The 16,632-nt window shown below is 67.7% G+C and carries 20 protein-coding genes and 1 tRNA gene; 11 read left to right on the top strand and 10 right to left on the bottom strand.

Annotation, left to right across the window (positions count from 1 at the left end; genetic code table 11):
* Positions 1–15: 15 nt before the first annotated feature.
* Genes EOD42_RS03440 through EOD42_RS26280 form a run of 3 tightly spaced genes read right to left on the bottom strand, consistent with a single transcriptional unit; the run spans position 16 to position 2,109 of the window.
* Positions 16–984, bottom strand: a complete 969-nt coding sequence (locus EOD42_RS03440) for a Bug family tripartite tricarboxylate transporter substrate binding protein (RefSeq protein ID WP_164867759.1) — start codon at positions 982–984, stop codon at positions 16–18.
* A complete protein-coding gene (locus EOD42_RS26285) occupies positions 977–1,828 on the bottom strand; it encodes a mandelate racemase/muconate lactonizing enzyme family protein (protein ID WP_276318123.1) in 852 nt (283 codons plus the stop codon). The genes EOD42_RS03440 and EOD42_RS26285 overlap by 8 nt, the downstream gene beginning before the upstream one ends.
* A complete protein-coding gene (locus EOD42_RS26280) occupies positions 1,801–2,109 on the bottom strand; it encodes an enolase-like domain-containing protein (protein WP_276318122.1) in 309 nt (102 codons plus the stop codon). The genes EOD42_RS26285 and EOD42_RS26280 overlap by 28 nt, the downstream gene beginning before the upstream one ends.
* A 127-nt stretch (positions 2,110–2,236) precedes the next feature.
* Here EOD42_RS26280 and EOD42_RS03430 point away from each other — a divergent pair, with 127 nt between their 5' ends.
* The 5 genes from EOD42_RS03430 (at position 2,237) to cnbZ (ending at position 6,789) form a co-directional block, all read left to right on the top strand.
* Positions 2,237–2,446: a hypothetical protein gene (locus EOD42_RS03430; RefSeq protein ID WP_127785904.1), complete on the top strand. Its 210-nt coding sequence runs from the start codon at positions 2,237–2,239 to the stop codon at positions 2,444–2,446.
* A complete protein-coding gene (locus EOD42_RS03425) occupies positions 2,443–3,852 on the top strand; it encodes an amidase (RefSeq protein ID WP_127785902.1) in 1,410 nt (469 codons plus the stop codon). Before EOD42_RS03430 ends, EOD42_RS03425 begins: the two co-directional genes overlap by 4 nt.
* Before the next feature lie 80 nt (positions 3,853–3,932).
* Complete coding sequence (locus EOD42_RS03420) at positions 3,933–5,360, top strand: amidase family protein (protein WP_127785900.1); 1,428 nt, start codon at positions 3,933–3,935, stop codon at positions 5,358–5,360.
* Positions 5,361–5,497: 137 nt separating this feature from the next.
* Positions 5,498–6,049, top strand: coding sequence for a GcrA family cell cycle regulator (locus tag EOD42_RS03415; protein WP_127785898.1), 552 nt, complete (start codon positions 5,498–5,500; stop codon positions 6,047–6,049).
* On the top strand, positions 6,049–6,789 hold the full coding sequence (gene cnbZ, locus EOD42_RS03410) for a 2-amino-5-chloromuconate deaminase CnbZ (RefSeq protein ID WP_206020224.1): 741 nt from the start codon (positions 6,049–6,051) through the stop codon (positions 6,787–6,789). The genes EOD42_RS03415 and cnbZ overlap by 1 nt, the downstream gene beginning before the upstream one ends.
* 10 nt (positions 6,790–6,799) lie before the next feature.
* On the opposite strand, the gene EOD42_RS03405 is transcribed toward cnbZ, so the two are convergent.
* Positions 6,800–6,871, bottom strand: a tRNA-Val gene (locus EOD42_RS03405).
* Positions 6,872–7,024: 153 nt separating this feature from the next.
* Between EOD42_RS03405 and EOD42_RS03400 the strand changes: the two genes are divergently transcribed.
* On the top strand, positions 7,025–7,873 hold the full coding sequence (locus EOD42_RS03400) for an N-formylglutamate amidohydrolase (RefSeq protein ID WP_127786567.1): 849 nt from the start codon (positions 7,025–7,027) through the stop codon (positions 7,871–7,873).
* A 28-nt stretch (positions 7,874–7,901) separates the two neighbouring features.
* On the opposite strand, the gene EOD42_RS03395 is transcribed toward EOD42_RS03400, so the two are convergent.
* Entirely contained in the window at positions 7,902–8,711 is an 810-nt protein-coding gene (locus EOD42_RS03395) for a sulfite exporter TauE/SafE family protein (protein ID WP_127785895.1), read from the bottom strand.
* Complete coding sequence (locus EOD42_RS03390) at positions 8,711–9,523, bottom strand: sulfite exporter TauE/SafE family protein (RefSeq protein WP_338069626.1); 813 nt, start codon at positions 9,521–9,523, stop codon at positions 8,711–8,713. Before EOD42_RS03390 ends, EOD42_RS03395 begins: the two co-directional genes overlap by 1 nt.
* An 80-nt stretch (positions 9,524–9,603) precedes the next feature.
* On the opposite strand from EOD42_RS03390, the gene EOD42_RS03385 reads away from it, so the two are divergent.
* Positions 9,604–10,365 carry a sulfite exporter TauE/SafE family protein gene (locus EOD42_RS03385; protein WP_240654948.1) on the top strand — a complete coding sequence of 254 codons (762 nt, stop codon included), beginning with the start codon at positions 9,604–9,606 and terminating at the stop codon, positions 10,363–10,365.
* Complete coding sequence (gene cuyB, locus EOD42_RS03380) at positions 10,362–11,060, top strand: cysteate racemase (protein ID WP_127785893.1); 699 nt, start codon at positions 10,362–10,364, stop codon at positions 11,058–11,060. Before EOD42_RS03385 ends, cuyB begins: the two co-directional genes overlap by 4 nt.
* Before the next feature lies 1 nt (position 11,061).
* On the opposite strand, the gene EOD42_RS25795 is transcribed toward cuyB, so the two are convergent.
* Both EOD42_RS25795 and EOD42_RS03375 read right to left on the bottom strand, forming a co-directional pair.
* On the bottom strand, positions 11,062–11,235 hold the full coding sequence (locus tag EOD42_RS25795) for a hypothetical protein (protein WP_164867758.1): 174 nt from the start codon (positions 11,233–11,235) through the stop codon (positions 11,062–11,064).
* Between the two features lie 49 nt (positions 11,236–11,284).
* A complete protein-coding gene (locus tag EOD42_RS03375; protein WP_127785891.1) occupies positions 11,285–12,001 on the bottom strand; it encodes a GNAT family N-acetyltransferase in 717 nt (238 codons plus the stop codon).
* Between the two features lie 95 nt (positions 12,002–12,096).
* Between EOD42_RS03375 and EOD42_RS03370 the strand changes: the two genes are divergently transcribed.
* Positions 12,097–12,897: a ferredoxin--NADP reductase gene (locus tag EOD42_RS03370; RefSeq protein WP_127785889.1), complete on the top strand. Its 801-nt coding sequence runs from the start codon at positions 12,097–12,099 to the stop codon at positions 12,895–12,897.
* 15 nt (positions 12,898–12,912) lie between these two features.
* Here EOD42_RS03370 and EOD42_RS03365 read toward each other — a convergent pair whose 3' ends face one another.
* The gene (locus tag EOD42_RS03365) at positions 12,913–13,470 is read right to left on the bottom strand and encodes a histidine phosphatase family protein (protein ID WP_127785888.1); all 558 of its coding nucleotides are present in this window, start codon (positions 13,468–13,470) and stop codon (positions 12,913–12,915) included.
* Between the two features lie 111 nt (positions 13,471–13,581).
* On the opposite strand from EOD42_RS03365, the gene EOD42_RS03360 reads away from it, so the two are divergent.
* A complete protein-coding gene (locus EOD42_RS03360; RefSeq protein WP_127785886.1) occupies positions 13,582–14,217 on the top strand; it encodes a Tim44/TimA family putative adaptor protein in 636 nt (211 codons plus the stop codon).
* Between the two features lie 142 nt (positions 14,218–14,359).
* The gene (mltA, locus tag EOD42_RS03355; RefSeq protein ID WP_240654846.1) at positions 14,360–15,220 is read left to right on the top strand and encodes a murein transglycosylase A; all 861 of its coding nucleotides are present in this window, start codon (positions 14,360–14,362) and stop codon (positions 15,218–15,220) included.
* 3 nt (positions 15,221–15,223) lie between these two features.
* On the opposite strand, the gene EOD42_RS03350 is transcribed toward mltA, so the two are convergent.
* Positions 15,224–16,546: an amidase gene (locus EOD42_RS03350; protein WP_127785883.1), complete on the bottom strand. Its 1,323-nt coding sequence runs from the start codon at positions 16,544–16,546 to the stop codon at positions 15,224–15,226.
* Between the last annotated feature and the right edge of the window lie 86 nt (positions 16,547–16,632).

Below are 16,632 nucleotides of genomic sequence, written 5' to 3'. Positions count from 1 at the left end.
ACAACTTGATGGGCTTCAATCGGCCCGGATGTTCGCGGCGCGGATGACCTCGGCCCAACGCGCGCGGTCCTCCTGGATCATCCGGCGGAACCCCGCAGGGCCGTCGAAGATGATCTCCATGGCGTTCTCCGCCATCCGGCGCCTGAATTCCGGGTTCTCGCTGACCTGCCGCAGGGCATTCTCCCAACCCAGCAACGCCTGCTCGGACATGTGGCCGGGGCCGAAGACGCCGAACCAGCTCCGCACCTCGAAGCCGGGGATCGTGGCCGAAATCAGGGGCAGATCCGGCATCAGAGGGCTGGCGCGTGAGGCGCCGTATGCCAGGGGCCGCAGGCCGCCGTCCCGGATCTGGCCCAGGAACTCGGGCATGTTGCCGAACATCATGTCCACGCGCCCGGCGGCGATCTCGACAATGGCCGGCGCGCCGCCCCGGAAGGGCACATGCAGCATCTCCGCACCCGCCGCGCGGGCGAACATCGCGCCCGCCAGGTGCTGGGAGCTGCCGTTGCCGGTGCTGGCATAGCTGAGCCGGGCGCCGCTGGCGCGCGCGGCCGTGAGCACGTCCTGCACGCTGCGCATCGAGGAGTTCGGACCCACCACGAGCATGTTGTAGACGTTGGCGATGCTGGCGATGGGCGTGATGTCCCGATCGACATCGAAGGGGATGCGCACCCCGGGCGTCACCGGCATGACGGATGGCAGGTTCATGGGCACGAGAATGACAAGGTGCCCGTCCGGATTGCCGCGGGCCACGACTTCGGCCGCGATGGTGCCGGTGGCGCCTGTGCGGTTCTCCACCACCACGCGCTGCCCGACCACGGGTGTCAGCTGATCCGCCAGCAGCCGCGACAGGATGTCGCATGTGCCGCCAGGGGCGAAGCCGCAAAGCAGCCTGACCTCTCGCTCTGCACGGAAAGGCGCCTGCGCGAAGGCGGGCGCGGCCAGCAGCAGCGCCGCCAGCAGGGGAAGCAGTCGTTTAGACATAGCCTGGACCCTCGATGGCGGGATGTGCCCGCAGCCAATCCTCGTCAACCTCGACGCCGATCCCCGGCGCCTCGTTCGGCAGCACCGTGCCATCGGGGCGGATGGCCCAGGGCGTGCTGCACATCTCGTCGCGGAACTTGTTGGCGGTGCTGATGTCCGCCTCGAAGTAGCCCCCATTGTCGATGGCCGCGAGCAGGTGGATCGACGCCGCCTGGTTTACCCCGGTCATCGATGAATGGGGGTGGAAGGGAATCTTGAAGGCGCTGCCCATGGCGGCGATGCGCAGGCATTCCGTGATGCCGCCCGATTTCGACAGGTCACCCTGCCAGATGCGGATTACCCCATCCTCCAGCACGCGGTTGAACTCATAGCGTGTGAAGTGGTTCTCGCCGGCGGCCAGGGGCGTGCGGCCATAGCCGGCGGCCTGGCGGTAGAGGTGATGGTCATAGGCCGGGAAGGGCTCCTCCAGCCAACCGATCCCCAGCGCGTCCATGGCCGGCATCACCCGGCGAACATCCTCGATCGTATAGCCGATATTGGCGTCGGTCAGGATTTCGACGTCGGGATGTGCCTTCCGGGTCGCCTCCATGCGGGCGATGTCGGCCGCCACCGTGTCGCCCACCCGCAGCTTCACCGCGCGGTAGCCGGCGGCCAGATGCGGTGCCATCTCATCGAGCAGCGCCGCGGGCTCCTGGTAGCCGAGCGCCACGCCGCCCGCGTAGGCAGGAATGGGCCGCCGCCCCCCGCCCAACAGCCGGTAGAGCGGCCAGCCGGCGGCTTTGCCCCGGATGTCCCACAACGCCATGTCGATGCCGCTCATCGCCAGCGACGCGCCCGCACCCATGCCGTGCGACGCCAGTGATACTTGTACATCCGCGCCCACAGGCCGGTCGTATCCAGCGCGTCCTGGCCCAGCAGCAACTGCCGCAACGTGGTTTCGATCAATCGCGCCACGGCGGTGTGGGCGCGGCCGTGATGGGCCTCTCCCCAGCCGCTGATGCCGTCCTCCGTGGTGATCTTCACCATGACGGCATCGCGTTTCACCGCCTGACCGATACCCAGTTTCGGCCCGCCCTTCGGCAGGGGGAAACTGGTCGGATAGGCCTTCACTTCGACGATCTTCATGCGCGTGGACATCCTCCCGGGGTGGACCCCGTTGTTGAGCGAAGCCTGTGGCCCCGCATTTGCTTGATGAACTCCCTGGCAGGCAGCGTCGCATCTCGTGCCCCGGGCCTGCAAGCAGGAGATAACGATGGAAGAACCGGCACTGGTGCCACCCACCATGGAGCAGATCGCGCGCTGGCAGGGCGTGCAACTGCCCAATGCCACGGCACGTCATGGCCTCGGTGAGATGCAGGGGCTGATCGACGCTATGGCGGCGCTGCGCGGCACCATGGTGTTCGAGGACGAGCCCAGCAGCTTCGAAGCCGCGCTCCGTGACTGCAGGGAGAAGGAGGCATGAGCGCCCTCACCTCCCTCTCCATGACCGAGGCCGCCGATGCCGTGGCACGCGGCGAGGTGACTTCCGAGGTGCTGGTCGACGCCTGCCTGGCGCGTATCGCGGCCCATGATGGTCAGGTGAACGCCGTGATCCGGCTGGATGCGGAGGAGGCGAAAGCCGCCGCCCGCGCCGTCGACCAGGCGCGTGCCGCCGGCAAGGTGCTCGGCCCGCTCGCCGGCGTGCCGATGATGCACAAGGACATGTATTATCGCGCGGGCAAGGTCAGCACCTGCGGCAGCAAGATCCGCAAGGACTTCGTGCCCGGCGTGACCGCCACCGTGCTGAACCGCCTGGACGATGCCGGCGCCGTGGACATGGGCACGCTGAACATGGCGGAGTTCGCGCAGAACCCGACCGGCCACAACGCGCATTTCGGCCACTGCCATAACCCCTGGAGCCTGCCCTACTGCACGGGCGGCTCGTCCTCGGGTTCTGGCGCGGCGGTCGCGGCGCGCTTCGCCTTTGCGGCACTCGGCTCGGACACGGGCGGTTCGATCCGCCTGCCTGCCACCATCTGCGGCGTGACGGGCCTCAAGGGCACGCAGACCCGCGTGCCCCGAACCGGCGTGATGCCGCTGTCCTTCTCGGCGGACAATGTCGGCCCGCTGGTACGCACCGCGCGCGATGCGGCGCGTTTCCTCAAGGTCACGGCCGGCGCCTGCCCGAAGGACCCCACCAGCGCGAAGGAACCGGTGCCCGATTATGAGGCCGCGCTGACCGGCAGTGTCGCCGGGCTCAAGATCGCGGTGGTCGAGGACTGGTTCCTGGACGGCATTGATGCCGAGGTGCTGAAGGCCTTTGAGGCCGCGCTGGATGTGCTGAAGGGGCTCGGCGCCAGCGTCACCCGCATCTCGGTGCCCGAGATGGCGGCGATCGGCACCTACACGGCGCTGGTCTCGCGTTCTGAGGGTGCGGCCATTCACGCCAACTGGATGCGCGAATACCCGCAGGACTATGCGGTGCACCTGAATGCGCGCCTGTTCGGCGGGTATTCCCTGCCGGCGACCTTCTACATCGAGGCGCTGTCGCGCCGCGGGCCCCTTCTGCGGGCCTTCTGCGAGCGGGCGCTGACGCCGTACCATCTGGTTGCGACGCCCACCCTGCGTACCAAGGTGCCGACGCTTGCCGAGACGGACATCGATGTGGAGCCGGCCAACTGGGACCGCTTCATGGGCGTGTCGGCCAACACCCGGCCGTTCAACTATCTCGGCCTGCCGACATTGAGCGTGCCCTGCGGCTTCGACAGCAATGGCCTGCCCATCGGCCTTCAGCTCTCGGCCCGGCCCTTTGCCGAGGCGCGCGTGCTTCAGGCCGGCGACGCCTTCCAGCGCGCCACCGACTGGCACAAGCGCGAACCCGCGCTGTGACGGCCAGGTGAGGGGCTTCGGCCCCTCGCCACCTTTCGGGCGCCGTGCGACGCTCGCGACAACTTCAGGGAGTTACGTGGATGGCCGAACTGGCGCCAGATGCCGAGATCGGGCTGATGCCCGCTGCCCAACTCGCCGCGATGATCGCCGCGAAGAAGATTTCGCCGGTCGAGGCGACCGCGGCCATCATCGCCCGGGTCGAGCGGCTGGACCCTGAGCTGAACGCCTTCGTGAAGCTGGATGCGGAAGGCGCCATGGCGGCCGCCCGCCAGGCCGAAGCCGCCGTGATGCGCGGTGATGAGCTGGGTCCGCTGCACGGTCTGACCGTGACGATCAAGGACGTGACGGCGGCCAAGGGCCTGCCGCTGGAGCGCGGATCACTGGCGCATAAGGGCGAAATCGCCGCAGCTGATGCGCCGGTCACGGCGCGGATGCGCGATGCCGGTGCGATCGTGCTGGGCAAGACAACCACCTCCGAATTCGGCTGGACGGCGGTGAGCCGCAGCCCGGCCAGCGGCATCACCCATAACCCCTGGAAGAAGGGCATGAATGCCGGGGCTTCCTCGGCCGGGGCGGCGGCGGCGGCGGGTGCCGGGTTCGGTGCGCTCCATCAAGGGTCGGACGGTGCGGGCTCCGTGCGGCTGCCGGGGCATTTTTCCGGCATTGTGGGCTTCAAGCCGGGCTTCGGCCGGGTGCCTTACGCGCCGCCCGGCAACAACGACTACATGAGCCATATCGGGCCCGACTGCCGCACGGTGGCCGATGCCGCGCTCATGTTCCATGTCATGGCCGGCCATCACCACCTCGACTTCACCACCCTCGATGGGGTGCTGGATGCCAGGCCGGAAAAGCTGGTCGCGAGCGTGAAGGGCTTGCGCGTCGCCTATAGCCCCGACCTGGGCCTGGCGCGGGTCGATCCCGAAGTGGCCGAACTGGTGGCGGCCGCTGCCCGCAAGTTCGAGGAACTGGGTGCCATCGTCCAGGAGGTGCCGACCCCCTGGGCCGCCCCAGGGCCGGAAATCGTGCGCGGCATGTGGTCCGCCCATATGGGGGCCTATGTCCATCTGCTGCCGGAATGGGCGGACAAGATGGATCCCGGCCTGGTGGCGTGCATCACCTCCGCCCTGGACATGAAGGCCACGGACTATGTGGCGCTGCGCGGGCGCAAGCACCTTTATTCGATGGCGTGCAACGCCTGGTTCGAGGATTGGGACCTGTTGCTGACGCCGGCCGCGTCCGTGGCGGCCTTCCCTGTCGAACGCCTGGCGCCCGAGCATTGGCCGGAGCCCGAATGGGATTGGCTGAGCTGGGCCGAGTTCAGCCACCCGTTCAACATGGCGCAGAACCCCGCGATCTCCGTGCCTTGTGGCCTGACGCCATCCGGCCTGCCGGTGGGGCTACAGATCGTCGGTCGCAGGACGGACGATCTGGGTGTTCTGCGGGCCGCGATGGCGTTTGAGGCGGCCGGACCCTGGCTGCCGGGCCCGGCACCCGCTGCGCACGGCTAGGATTATCCACCGCTGAGCGGGGGTTGACTCGGTGGTTGTCCACAGAAAACTGATTCGCGTCCCTTCCCACCGCTTGTGTTCCCCATGTGGCTTCCCCTACCGTATCTAGTGTCAGGGGAAGCTGAAGGGGGCCACATATGGACTGGACCGTGGAAGCCATCGACCGGCTTCGTGCCCTTTGGTCTGAGGGGCACAGCACCGCCGAAATCGGCCGTCGCATGGGTGTTTCTAAGAATGCGGTAGTGGGCAAGGCGCATCGCCTCAACTTGCCCGCGCGCCCGAGCCCGATCCGTCGGGACGCTGCTGCGCCGCCGAAGCCGGCGCCCGCGCGTCGGCATACCTTGCCGCCGCTGCGCGCCGCGCTGCGTGAGCCGCCGCCGATGCTGCGCCGGCCTGAAGTGCCTGCGGGTGTCCCCACGGCGGCGTCCTCGCCGTTGTCGGTGCCTGTGCGCCCGGTGGTCGAGGTCCCGGCCCCGGTCGTGGAGCGCCCTGTGCAGCGCGTGGCGCAGCCCGCTCCGCGTCCCTTCGGCACGCTCGGTTCCAAGACCTGCTGCTGGCCGATCGGGGAGCCGGGCACGAAGGGCTTCACCTTCTGCACCTCGGCCGCGATGGGCGGGAAGCCCTACTGCCAGGAACACGCCTCGATCGCCTATGTCCGTGTTAAGGACAAGCGCGAGGACGCCGCCTGATGAAACCACTGCCCGAGCGAGGCTACGGCTACGCTCCGGGAGTGTTTCAATATTCCTGTGGCGTGGCTGCCCTGCCGGGCTACAGGTTGGAACGGGCCCGCTTCCGCAGGCCTGTCGAGTTGGGTGAGGGGTTCGCCCGTATCAAAGCCCATCTGATCGCGCGCGGAGTGCCGTTGACGGCCTTCGCTGCCTGCGAGTTGCGCAGCCCCGGGCAATTCACCGAGGCCGGCTTTGCCGAATTCAACCGCGTCTACGCCGGAACCCTGCAGGATTGGGGTGTCTTCGTGGGCGAAGAAAATCCCGTAGCGCGCAGCAATGTATGTCCGGAGGTCTCACCACCGGCGGCACCCGGGTTCCACGCCTTTTCCTATGCCGTGCCGGATGCGGCTTCGGTCGCCAGCTTTGTCATCGCAGGCAATTGCGAGGCGAAGGAAGGCGGTGCCACCTATCGCGAAAGCATCGTGGCCTTCGGCGACACCTCGCCTGCCGGCCTGTCCGCCAAATGCCACCATGTGATGTCCGAGATGGAATCACGCATGCGCACGCTGGGCGTGGGCTACGACGCGGCGACCGCGATGAATCTCTACACAGTCTACGACCCGCACCCGATCCTGGCCCGGGAGATTCTGGGCCGTGCAGCGCCTGCGCTCGGCCTCGAATGGCATCTCTGCCGCCCGCCCATCGAAGGGCTGGACTGGGAGATGGATTGCCGGGGGATTTCCCACGAATTGGTGCTGTGATCGGGGGGAATGGGCGCAACAGGGATCGAACCTGTGACCCCCACCATGTCAAGGTGGTGCTCTACCGCTGAGCTATGCGCCCGAAGTGGAGGCGTGATTACCCCGACATCTTCGACTGCACAAGGGTGGGGGAGCATATTCCGGTGATGACATCCTTCGCAGGCTGGGTTCAAATCCCGTCAGACCTATGGACATGAACACCGCCACCCAGGAGCGCCTGGCTCCTGCCCCCTCAATGGAAGCCGGCTGCGACGCCTTCAGCCTGTTGCGGCCCGCGCGCGCGCTGAGCCCCGTGATCTTCGCCTCGGGACATTCCGGCCGAAATTATCCCGCCGAATTCGTTGCCGCCGCGCGGCTCGATGCATTGGCATTGAGGCGCTCCGAGGATTGCTTCGTGGATCAGCTCTTCGCCTCGGCGCCAGAGCTGGGCGCACCGCTGCTGTTGGCCCATTTTCCGCGCGCCTATTGCGATGCCAACCGGGAGCCCTGGGAGCTAGACCCTGCGATGTTCGAGGGCGTGCTGCCTCCCTGGGTCAACAGTGCGAGCCCGAGGGTCGGTGCCGGGCTGGGGACCATCGCGCGCGTCGTCTCGACCGGTGAGCCCATCTATCGTGGAAAGCTGCCCTTCGCGGAGGCCGAGGCGCGCGTCCGGAACTGTTGGCAGCCCTACCACGCGGCCCTGGCCGCACTCATTGCCGAAACGCGCGCTCAGTTCGGGGTCTGCATCCTGATCGACTGCCATTCGATGCCCAGTGCGCCGACCGTCTATGGGCCCTTGCCCGACATGGTGCTGGGCGATGCGCACGGCACCACCTGCTCACCCCGGATCACGCGGCTGGTGGAGCAGACCCTCGGCGGCTTTGGGTATCGCCTCGGCCGAAATGATCCCTACGCCGGCGGCTACGTCACGCGCCACTATGGTCGCCCGCGTGAGGCGGTGCATGTGCTGCAGCTCGAACTGTGCCGGAAACTGTACATGGACGAGGCGCAGATCCGCCCGAATGACGGGATGGAACGTCTGGCTGGCGACCTGAGGCGCCTTACCAGCACATTGGTGGGCGCCGATTGGGGATTTCTGGGCTAGGCGCCCTATATGCGCCGGATCGTCGCGTTCAGAAGAACGCCGCCCAGAGCATCTTCACGCCCAGCAGCGCCATCAGGCCGGCGAACCCCTTCCTGAGCACCATCGGTGGAAGCCGATGCGCAGCCCGTGCGCCGATCGGGGTGGCCAATAACGCCAGCGGCAGAACCACCACCATGGCGGCCAGATCAAGGTAGCCGAGGCCGTAGAGCGGCGTGCCCGAGGCGCCCCAGCCGGCCCAGATCAACGTCAGCGTGGCCGGAGCGGCAATCAGGACCCCGAAGCCCGACCCGAGCGCCACCGCTTCCCCGATATTGGTGCCGAAAAGGACGAGGGCGGGGACGCCCAGCGTGCCGCCCCCCACGCCCATCATGGCGGAGATCGCACCCACCACCGCGGCCAGGGCGGCGCGGGCCGGTTCACCGGGCAGGCTGTCTGCAAGGCGGGACTGCGGGCCGGCCAGACCGAGCCAGAGCCCGACGAGCAGCGCGACCAGGCCGAACACGGCCTGCAGGACCGAGGCCGGAAGCGTGACCGCCCCCCAGCAGCCCAGCAGCACGCCGGCCAGCATCCCTGGCGCCAGCCGCTTCAGCAACGGCATGTTCAGGGATCCGCGCCGCGCGTGGGCCGCCATGGCGAGGGCTGATGTCGGCACGGTCACCGCCAGGGAAACAGCGAGCGCCACAGGCATCCGGTTGCCCTCGGTGACGCCGGGCATCAGCGGCAGCGCCGTCATCACCGGGACCAGGACGACGCCGACACCAAGGCCGAAAAGCCCTGCCAGGAAGCCTCCCGCTGCGCCGGCGATCGCCAGACAGGCAGCGAGGGCGACGGCATCCATCAGACGAACAGCTTGTAGAACATGCGGATGCTGGTGACCGCGAGGAAGATCGCGAAGGCGCGCTTCAGCCACAACGGGGGAATGGTGTGCGCGAGCGTCACGCCCCAGGGCGTCGCGATGATGGAGCTCGGGACGATCAGCGCGAAGCCGATCAGGTTCACCCAGCCCAGCGAGTAGGGGGGGCGGCCCTCAGCACCGATGCCCGCGAAGATCAGGCCAATGGTGGCCGGCACGGAGATGATGAGGCCGAAGGCCGAGGCTGTGGACACGGCGGCGCGGATCGGCGCGCCGAACATGGTCATGATCGGCACGCCCACCGTGCCCCCGCCAATGCCCATCATCGTCGAAAATGCGCCGATCGACGCTGCAATGCCCGCACGCGGCGCGCCGGTCGGCATCGAATCACGGATTTTGAAGTCGGTGCCGGTGAAGCCCATGTTCAGTGCAACCAGCAGCGCGATGGTGGCGAAGACGAGAGAGAGCGCCGGCCCGCGCAGATAGATCGCCAGCACGGTGCCGACCAGCACGCCGACCAGCATGGGTACCGCCATGCTCTTGAGGAGCGGCACATCCATCGTGCCTTTGGCAAAATGCTTCCGCGCGGAGATGATGGAGGTGGGAATGATGGTGGCCAGCGACGTGGCCACGGCGACCTTCATCTGCGTGGCCTCGGGCACGCCGAGCAGGGGCAGCACATAGGACAGCACCGGCACGATCACGATGCCGCCGCCGACCCCGAGCAAGCCGGCCAATACCCCGGAGACAAGGCCTGTCGCCATCATCGCGGCAGCCATGCCGATCAGCCAGGTCACGCTGTGTTCCATAAACCCCCCACCTTCGCCAAACTGGGTCAACGCGTTGCACTCTGCCGCGCCAGGCGCAAGGGACCTTGGTGTTGATTCTGATTACGGATCCTCTGTTCTACGCGCTGGCGATACCGGCCGTGTTGTTGACGGCGATCGGCAAGGGCGGGTTTGCCGGTTCGGCGGGCGGTCTTGCCGTGCCGGCCATGGCCGTGGTGCTGCCGGTGCCCCAGGCCGCCGCGATTTCTCTGGTCCTTCTTTGCGCCATGGACCTTTCCGGCCTGAAGGCCTGGTGGGGGCTTTGGGACAAGCGGGAGATGCGCGTCATCATTCCGGGCGGTATCGTGGGCGTCGGGCTGGGGGCGCTGCTGCTGGGCAGCCTGTCGCCGCAGATGGTCGCAGGCCTGTTGGGCGTCATCACGCTTGGCTTCGTGGCCTACCGGCTATGGTCCACGCGGCGAGGCTTGCCGCCGGCCGCACCGCATTCGGTGGTGAAGGGCGCGATCTGCTCGGCGGCTTCAGGCATCACCAGCACGCTGGCGCATGCGGGCGCCCCTCCTCTGCAGATCTACATGCTGCCGCGCCGCCTGCCGCGTGCCACCTTCGCCGCCACCAACGTCGTGTTCTTCGGCGTCATCAACTACGTGAAGCTGGTGCCCTATGGGATGCTCGGCCTGTTCGACTGGACGAACCTCCTGACCTCGCTCGTGCTGTTGCCGCTCTGTCCTATCGGCGTGCATCTGGGCATCTGGATGCAGAAGCGTATTCCTGAGGCACTGTTCTATCGAATCGTGGTCTGGGCCCTGCTGGCCTCCGGCCTCAAACTTGTCTGGGATGGATTCATCGCATGAGCGATCGCATTCTTGGTGTGCTGGGCGGCATGGGGCCCTTGGCCTCGGCGGAGTTCATGCGGCGGTTGACGTTGCTGACGCCTGCGGAGCGTGACCAGGATCATGTCCCGGCCTTGCTCGTCAGCGATCCGCGGGTGCCTGACCGCACGGCCGCCAGGCTGCATGGAGGCGAAGATCCGTTGCCGGCGCTGGTCCGCGGCATCCGCGTGCTTGAGGCCGCGGGGTGCGGCGCCATCGCCATTCCCTGCAACACTGCCCATGGCTGGTATGACGGCATGACCGCCGCCACCGCGCTGCCGATCATTCATATCGTGGATGCGGCAGAGGCCGACCTGCTGCGGCAAGGCGTGCGTCCCGGCCGCATCGGCCTGATGGGAACGGCGGGCACGCTTGCCATGCGGCTCTATCAGGACAGGCTGGAAAGCCGCGGCTGGGAATGCATGGTGCCGACGCCGGAGGAGATGGCGAGCCATGTCTCGCCCGCCATCGCGCAGGTGAAGGCCAATGATATCACCGGTGCCTACGCGCCGTTGGCGGAGATCGCGGGCCGGCTGATGGCGCGTGGCGCCACGGCCGTCGTGCTGGGCTGCACCGAAATACCGCTGGGCATCGATGCAGGCCCCGTGCTGCCGTTTCCGGTGACGGACACCATCGCGGCCCTGGCCCGGGCCTCTATCGCCTGGGCCAAGGCGTAGATCAGGTCAGATCCAGCAGCAGCGTCTTGGTGGCGATGGCGCCCAGCGCGGCTGCGGCGATCGCCCCGCCGGCACCGAAGCGCGGCATGGCGTAGTTGAACATCACGGCGGCAGCGACGATGGCCCATCCGATCAGCGCGCCATACTGAAAGGCGTCAGGCAGGTTGTGGAACATGATGACCTCCCATTAAGAGCGCATTACATAAAAGAAAAGTTCTGTAAAATCAAGCGAAACCTTGGTCGCCCAGGCGCCGGCGGGGCGACCCGTCCGGCCCGAAATTGCTATCGTCCAGCCAGGCGGCGATGCGCGCCCCCGCGACGGGCCATTCATCCGCCAACAGGCTGAACCAGGCGGTGCTGCGGCTGCGGCCCTTGGTAACCAGCACGTCGCGCAGCGTCCCCTCATAGGTGAAGCCCAGGCGCGCCGCTGCGCGCATCGACGGCTCGTTCAGCGCATTGCATTTCCAGGTCAGCCGGCGGTAGCCGAGATCCTCCATGGCGTGGCGCATCAGCAGGTACATGGCCTCCGTTGCTGCCCGGCTGCGCTGCATTCGCGGGCTGAACCAGATATTGCCGAGCTCGATGTGAGCATCTCCCGGATGCACCTCCATCAAGGTCAGCCAGCCATCGGCGGTGCCGGTGCGATGAGGCCGAACCGCCCAGGCGTAACGGTCCTGCGCGGAGACGAACTGCCCGATGAATGCCTTGAGCGCGGCCGCATCGGCGAAGGGGCCATAGCTCATATAGGCCCAGGAGGCCCCCGTCGCGTCGCTTTGCGCCGCCTGCCACAGCTCCTGGGCATGGCGCAGGTGCAGCGGCTCCAGATCGACCTGCCGCCCCTTATGGGGAATGCGCGCGGGAAGGGGGCGCGGTGTCGTGTCCACCTTGCGGCCGACGGGAGGGGTGCTGCCGGGTTCGGCTTCAGGCGGATGCAGGATCATGCCGGCATGCTGGCGCCGCACCGAACCACGCACAACCCAGCCCCTCTGAGATTGCCGCTTGCGATGCTCTCGCAACCGCAGCATACGGGTCGGTCATGAGCGAAACTGCCACGCAGACCATTCCTGCCGCCTATTACGGTGAGCGTGTGACCTGGGTCCATCACTGGACCGATCGCCTGTTCAGCTTCCGCTGTACGCGCAATCCGGCGCTGCGCTTCGTGGCAGGCCAGTTCTGCATGATCGGGCTGATGGTCGACGGCAAGCCGCTGACGCGCGCCTATTCCGTCGTCTCCCCGCCGTGGGATGAGGAACTGGAGTTCCTGTCGATCAAGGTGCCCGACGGGCCGCTGACCTCGCGCCTTCAGCACATCAAGGTGGGCGATACCGTGCTGATCGGCCGCAAGCCGGTGGGCACGCTGATCGCCGAAAGCCTGCTGCCCGGCCGCAATCTGTGGATGATGTGCACCGGTACCGGCCTGGCACCCTTCATGTCGCTGCTGCGCGACCCGGACACCTACGACAAGTTCGACCGCGTGATCGTGGCCCACACCGTGCGCGACGTGAATGAGCTTGCCTATCGAGAGTTCATCACGGCCGAGATGCCGAGCCACGAGCTGCTGGGTGAGCTGGCTGCCGAGAAGCTGTTCTATGCCCCGGCCGTGACGCGTGAGGACTTCCCGTTCAAGGGGCGCATCACCGACCGCATCCGCACCGGCCAGCTGTACACCGATACCGGGCTGGAGCCGCTGGACCCCGCCAAGGATCGTGTGATGCTGTGCGGCAGCGAGGCCTTCAACTCCGATATGGAGAAGCTGCTGGAAGAGGCCGGCTTCGAGGAAGGCACCAACAACAAGCCCGGCACCTATGTGCTGGAGAAGGCCTTCGTCACGAAGTGACGTTCCGGCGGCACCTTAATGGTGCCGCCACACCAGCTCCTGCGGCGCGGGCTCGCGCGGGTCGATCTCCAGCCACTCGCCGTTGCCGAGAGAACGGCCGGTGCAGGCCAGGATGAAGCCCCAGTGGCTCACCACCACCGTATGCGCCCAATCGTCGCGCAGCGCGGCCTCGGCACGGAAATCTCGCGCACGGTCCGCCACGCTGTGCTCAGGCTCGTCTTCCGACGGCCACCACACATCATCGATGTGATCGAGCGCGACCTCGGGGAACTCAGCCGCCACCATCCGGGCAGGGCGCCCCACATCGCAGGTGAAGGCGTAGCGCTCCCGAACCAGCGGCGTGACGTGGATGGAAAGCCCCAGGCGGCGAGCCAAGGGCAGCGCCGTCTGCAGCGCGCGTGTGTAGGGAGACGCCATGATGCGCCGGACCCCGCGCGAAACCAGCGCATCAGCGGCGCGTTCCGCCTGTTCATGGCCCAGCTCGGTCAGCTTGGGGTCAATGATGCCCGGATCGATGCGGGTACGGGTGAAATGCAGGTTGAACTCACTCTGCCCATGGCGCAGCAGGATCATGAAGGGCCCTCCGGTCCTCAGCGATAGCGGGCATTCCGCCGGGCGGTCCAGACCAATGATTGCAGTTTGGTCAGCTACTTCTTAAGTAGAGGCGCGGAGAACGGAACCATCATGCAAGGCACATTTCCTTTCGATCTTATCCTTTTCGGCATGGTGGCGGCCTTCCTGGTGCTGCGTCTGCGGAGTGTTCTCGGCAAGCGGCAGGGATTCGAGCGGCCGCCCCAGGCCGCGAGCGGGCCCGTTCCGGCCAGCAGGCAGGAGGCAGCCGCGCCGCCCGCGACCAAGGTGCCCCTGTCCGGCCCGGTGGCGCAGACCGTCAGCCGGATCCGCGCGGTGGATCCCGGCTTTGACCCCGCGCACTTCCTGGCGGGTGCGGAAGGTGCATTCCGCATGATCGTCGGGGGTTTTGCCGCCGGCGACCGCGCGACGCTGCGCAACCTGCTGGCCGACGAGGTCTATGGCGGGTTTGAGCAGGCGATCAGCGAGCGTGAGAGCCAGGGCCATTCGCAGCGCACGGAAGTGCGGAACATCCAGGCGATGACCGTGGAAGACGCGAGCCTGTCCGGCACCGTCGCCACCATCACAGTGCGTTTCGTGACCGACCAGGTGAACATGACCACCGCCAGCAGCGGTGAGATCGTGAGCGGCTCCGACGCCATTACGGAGCTGACCGATGTCTGGACCTTCCAGCGCGACCTCAAGAGCAGCGACCCTGCCTGGCGTCTGGTGGCGACGCGCAGCCTGTAGCGCGGCGCTCACGGCTCTGGTCGGCTGTGCCGGCGGCGGGCCGCCGGGCAGCCTGGCCGTCACGTCACTCCCGTCCTGGCCCGGCGAGGCGCCGTCCGAAGCGCATGGTGCGCTTGCGGCCAACTGCACGACCTTGGCCGGCATGGCCGATGACGCGATGCTGGGTGGTATCGGGCCCGGCGGCACGCCCGGCCGTTGGCGTGAATTCTGCAGCGAACTCGCCGTCACTCCCCCTTCCGGTCTTCAGCGCCTGATCGAGCGCCGCCTGGTCGCGATCGACCAGGGTGACGGCCGCATGACGGGCTATTACGAGCCCATGCTGCGCGGTTCCCGCACCCGCTCCGCCGCTTATCCGGTGCCATTGCTGCGCCGGCCCGATGCCACGGGGCAATTGCCTTCTCGTGCCCAGATCGATGCCGGCGCCCTCTCCGGGCGGGGCCTGGAGCTTCTCTACGTGGACAGCGAGGAAGACCTGTTTTTCCTGCAGATCCAGGGCAGTGGCCGCGTTCAGCTGGAGAACGGCGACATCGTCCGCGTCTCCTACGCCGGTTCCAACGGTCATCCTTATGTGGCGGTCGGGCGGCTGCTGATCGAGCGTGGGGAAGTCCCGCGCGAACAGATGAGCATGCAGGCCATTCGGGGCTGGATGCGCCGATCGGGGCATCGCGCGGCGCTGGACCTCATGCACCGCAACCCGAGCTACATCTTCTTTCGCGAAGTCACCGGCAGCTCCGCCGACGCAGGTCCGCCCGGCACGCTGGGGGCGCCGCTTACCCCTGGGCGCAGCGTGGCGGTGGACCGGGATTTCGTGCCGCTCGGCGTGCCGGTGTTTCTGGTACCTGAGGGCGGTGTCGGTCCTCGGATAGCCGCCGCCCAGGACACGGGCGGGGCCATTCGGGGCCAGGCGCGCGCGGACTTCTTCACCGGCTGGGGCGATGTGGCCGGAGAGCAGGCAGGCACCATGAACCAGCCCTTACGGCTGTTCGTGCTGGTGCCGCGCTGACCGTCAGCCCAGCAAGGTCCGCCGGCCGAACTCGGGGTCTTCGTCGATGACCGGTGCGCAGGCCGAGGCGATGGCCAGCAGACGCGCATCATTCAGCCGCGGTCCGACCAGCTGAACGCCGACGGGCAATCCTGCGGGGCCACGCGTGCACGGAATGCCCACGCAGGGCACATGCAGCAACGTCCACATGCCGTTGAACACCCAGTCACCCACGGTGTGCAGGCCCTCAGGCGCCTCGCCCGGGGCGGCGGGGGTGAGCACCACGTCGAGTTCCGCGCCGAACAGCGCATCGAAGCGCGGCCTGCAGGCATCAGCGAGGTTGTAGGCGGCCATGACGTCGCTGGTCGACAGCTTGGCCCTGTCGGTCGCCTTGCTGCGCAGGGCAGGGGCGAAGGCATCCCCGAAGACCAGCGCCTCGGGCAGGAACGCGGCCCCGCCCTCGTAGTCGCCGATCAGCGTCCGTGCATCGGGCAGACCGGCGAACTCGCCAGGCAGGGTCAGGTCGGTCACGATGGCTCCCGCGCGCTCAAGCCGCTGCGCCGCCGCAGACAGCGCCGCTTCGCCTGAGGGTTCGATGCGGTTCCAGACCGGGCTGCGGCACAGGCCGACCCGCAGGCCCCGGACGGAGGGTGCCTCCGGGGTAACGACGCCGTAGGCGCTCGCCACCAGGGCCAGGTCGGCCACCGAACGCCCATACCAGCCCACGGTGTCCAGCGTCGCGGATGAGTTCTTCAACCCCTCCCGGCTGACCAGCTGCCAGCTGGGCTTCATGCCGTAAATGCCGCAGAAGCTCGCGGGGCGGATCAAGGACCCCGCCGTCTGCGTGCCGAAGCTGAGCGGGGCCATGAAGTCGCCCACCGCCGCGGCCGAGCCCGAGGAGGAACCACCCGGCGTGTGCCTGGCATTGTAGGGGTTGGTCGACAGCGCCTTTCGGCCCGTCGAGGCGAACTCCACCGTATCGGCCTTGCCGATGATCAGCGCGCCCAGCGCCCGCACGACCGCCACGGCGGCAGCATCGCGTCCTGCCTGGAAACCCTCGTAGATCGGGGAGTTCAGGGTGGTCGGCATGTCCTTGGTGTCGAACACGTCCTTCACGGCAAAGGGCAGGCCGTGCAGCGGGCCCATGGCCGCACCGAAGGCCTGGCGCTTGTCCAGCTCGCGCGCGCGGCGCAGAGCCAGCTCCACGTCCAGGTGCAGGAAGGCACGCGTGACCGGTTCCCGCGCCTCGATGCGTTCGAGGCAGGAACGCAGCAAGGCTTCAGCGGTCAGGCTGCCTGCGCGGATCTGCGCGGCGGCCTCGGCGGCGGTAAGGGCATGGGGCTGCATGGCGTGCTCCGGCGATGGTTGGTCGAAGTCTGCGTCATTGCCGCGTCGCGGCAAGAGGACCGGCGTGGCCCCCTTGCGTCACGCAG

The organism is Rhodovarius crocodyli, from assembly GCF_004005855.1.
GTDB lineage: Bacteria > Pseudomonadota > Alphaproteobacteria > Acetobacterales > Acetobacteraceae > Rhodovarius > Rhodovarius crocodyli.
This window is presented reverse-complemented; position numbering and strand designations above follow the sequence as displayed.

Coding starts and splice junctions, on each gene's coding strand:
- EOD42_RS03440 (WP_164867759.1), bottom strand. CDS start 984: ATGTCTAAACGACTGCTTCCCCTGCTGGCGGCGCTGCTGCTGGCCGCG.
- EOD42_RS26285 (WP_276318123.1), bottom strand. CDS start 1,828: ATGGGTGCGGGCGCGTCGCTGGCGATGAGCGGCATCGACATGGCGTTG.
- EOD42_RS26280 (WP_276318122.1), bottom strand. CDS start 2,109: ATGAAGATCGTCGAAGTGAAGGCCTATCCGACCAGTTTCCCCCTGCCG.
- EOD42_RS03430 (WP_127785904.1), top strand. CDS start 2,237: ATGGAAGAACCGGCACTGGTGCCACCCACCATGGAGCAGATCGCGCGC.
- EOD42_RS03425 (WP_127785902.1), top strand. CDS start 2,443: ATGAGCGCCCTCACCTCCCTCTCCATGACCGAGGCCGCCGATGCCGTG.
- EOD42_RS03420 (WP_127785900.1), top strand. CDS start 3,933: ATGGCCGAACTGGCGCCAGATGCCGAGATCGGGCTGATGCCCGCTGCC.
- EOD42_RS03415 (WP_127785898.1), top strand. CDS start 5,498: ATGGACTGGACCGTGGAAGCCATCGACCGGCTTCGTGCCCTTTGGTCT.
- cnbZ (WP_206020224.1), top strand. CDS start 6,049: ATGAAACCACTGCCCGAGCGAGGCTACGGCTACGCTCCGGGAGTGTTT.
- EOD42_RS03400 (WP_127786567.1), top strand. CDS start 7,025: ATGGAAGCCGGCTGCGACGCCTTCAGCCTGTTGCGGCCCGCGCGCGCG.
- EOD42_RS03395 (WP_127785895.1), bottom strand. CDS start 8,711: ATGGATGCCGTCGCCCTCGCTGCCTGTCTGGCGATCGCCGGCGCAGCG.
- cuyB (WP_127785893.1), top strand. CDS start 10,362: ATGAGCGATCGCATTCTTGGTGTGCTGGGCGGCATGGGGCCCTTGGCC.
- EOD42_RS25795 (WP_164867758.1), bottom strand. CDS start 11,235: ATGTTCCACAACCTGCCTGACGCCTTTCAGTATGGCGCGCTGATCGGA.
- EOD42_RS03375 (WP_127785891.1), bottom strand. CDS start 12,001: ATGATCCTGCATCCGCCTGAAGCCGAACCCGGCAGCACCCCTCCCGTC.
- EOD42_RS03370 (WP_127785889.1), top strand. CDS start 12,097: ATGAGCGAAACTGCCACGCAGACCATTCCTGCCGCCTATTACGGTGAG.
- EOD42_RS03365 (WP_127785888.1), bottom strand. CDS start 13,470: ATGATCCTGCTGCGCCATGGGCAGAGTGAGTTCAACCTGCATTTCACC.
- EOD42_RS03360 (WP_127785886.1), top strand. CDS start 13,582: ATGCAAGGCACATTTCCTTTCGATCTTATCCTTTTCGGCATGGTGGCG.
- mltA (WP_240654846.1), top strand. CDS start 14,360: ATGGCCGATGACGCGATGCTGGGTGGTATCGGGCCCGGCGGCACGCCC.
- EOD42_RS03350 (WP_127785883.1), bottom strand. CDS start 16,546: ATGCAGCCCCATGCCCTTACCGCCGCCGAGGCCGCCGCGCAGATCCGC.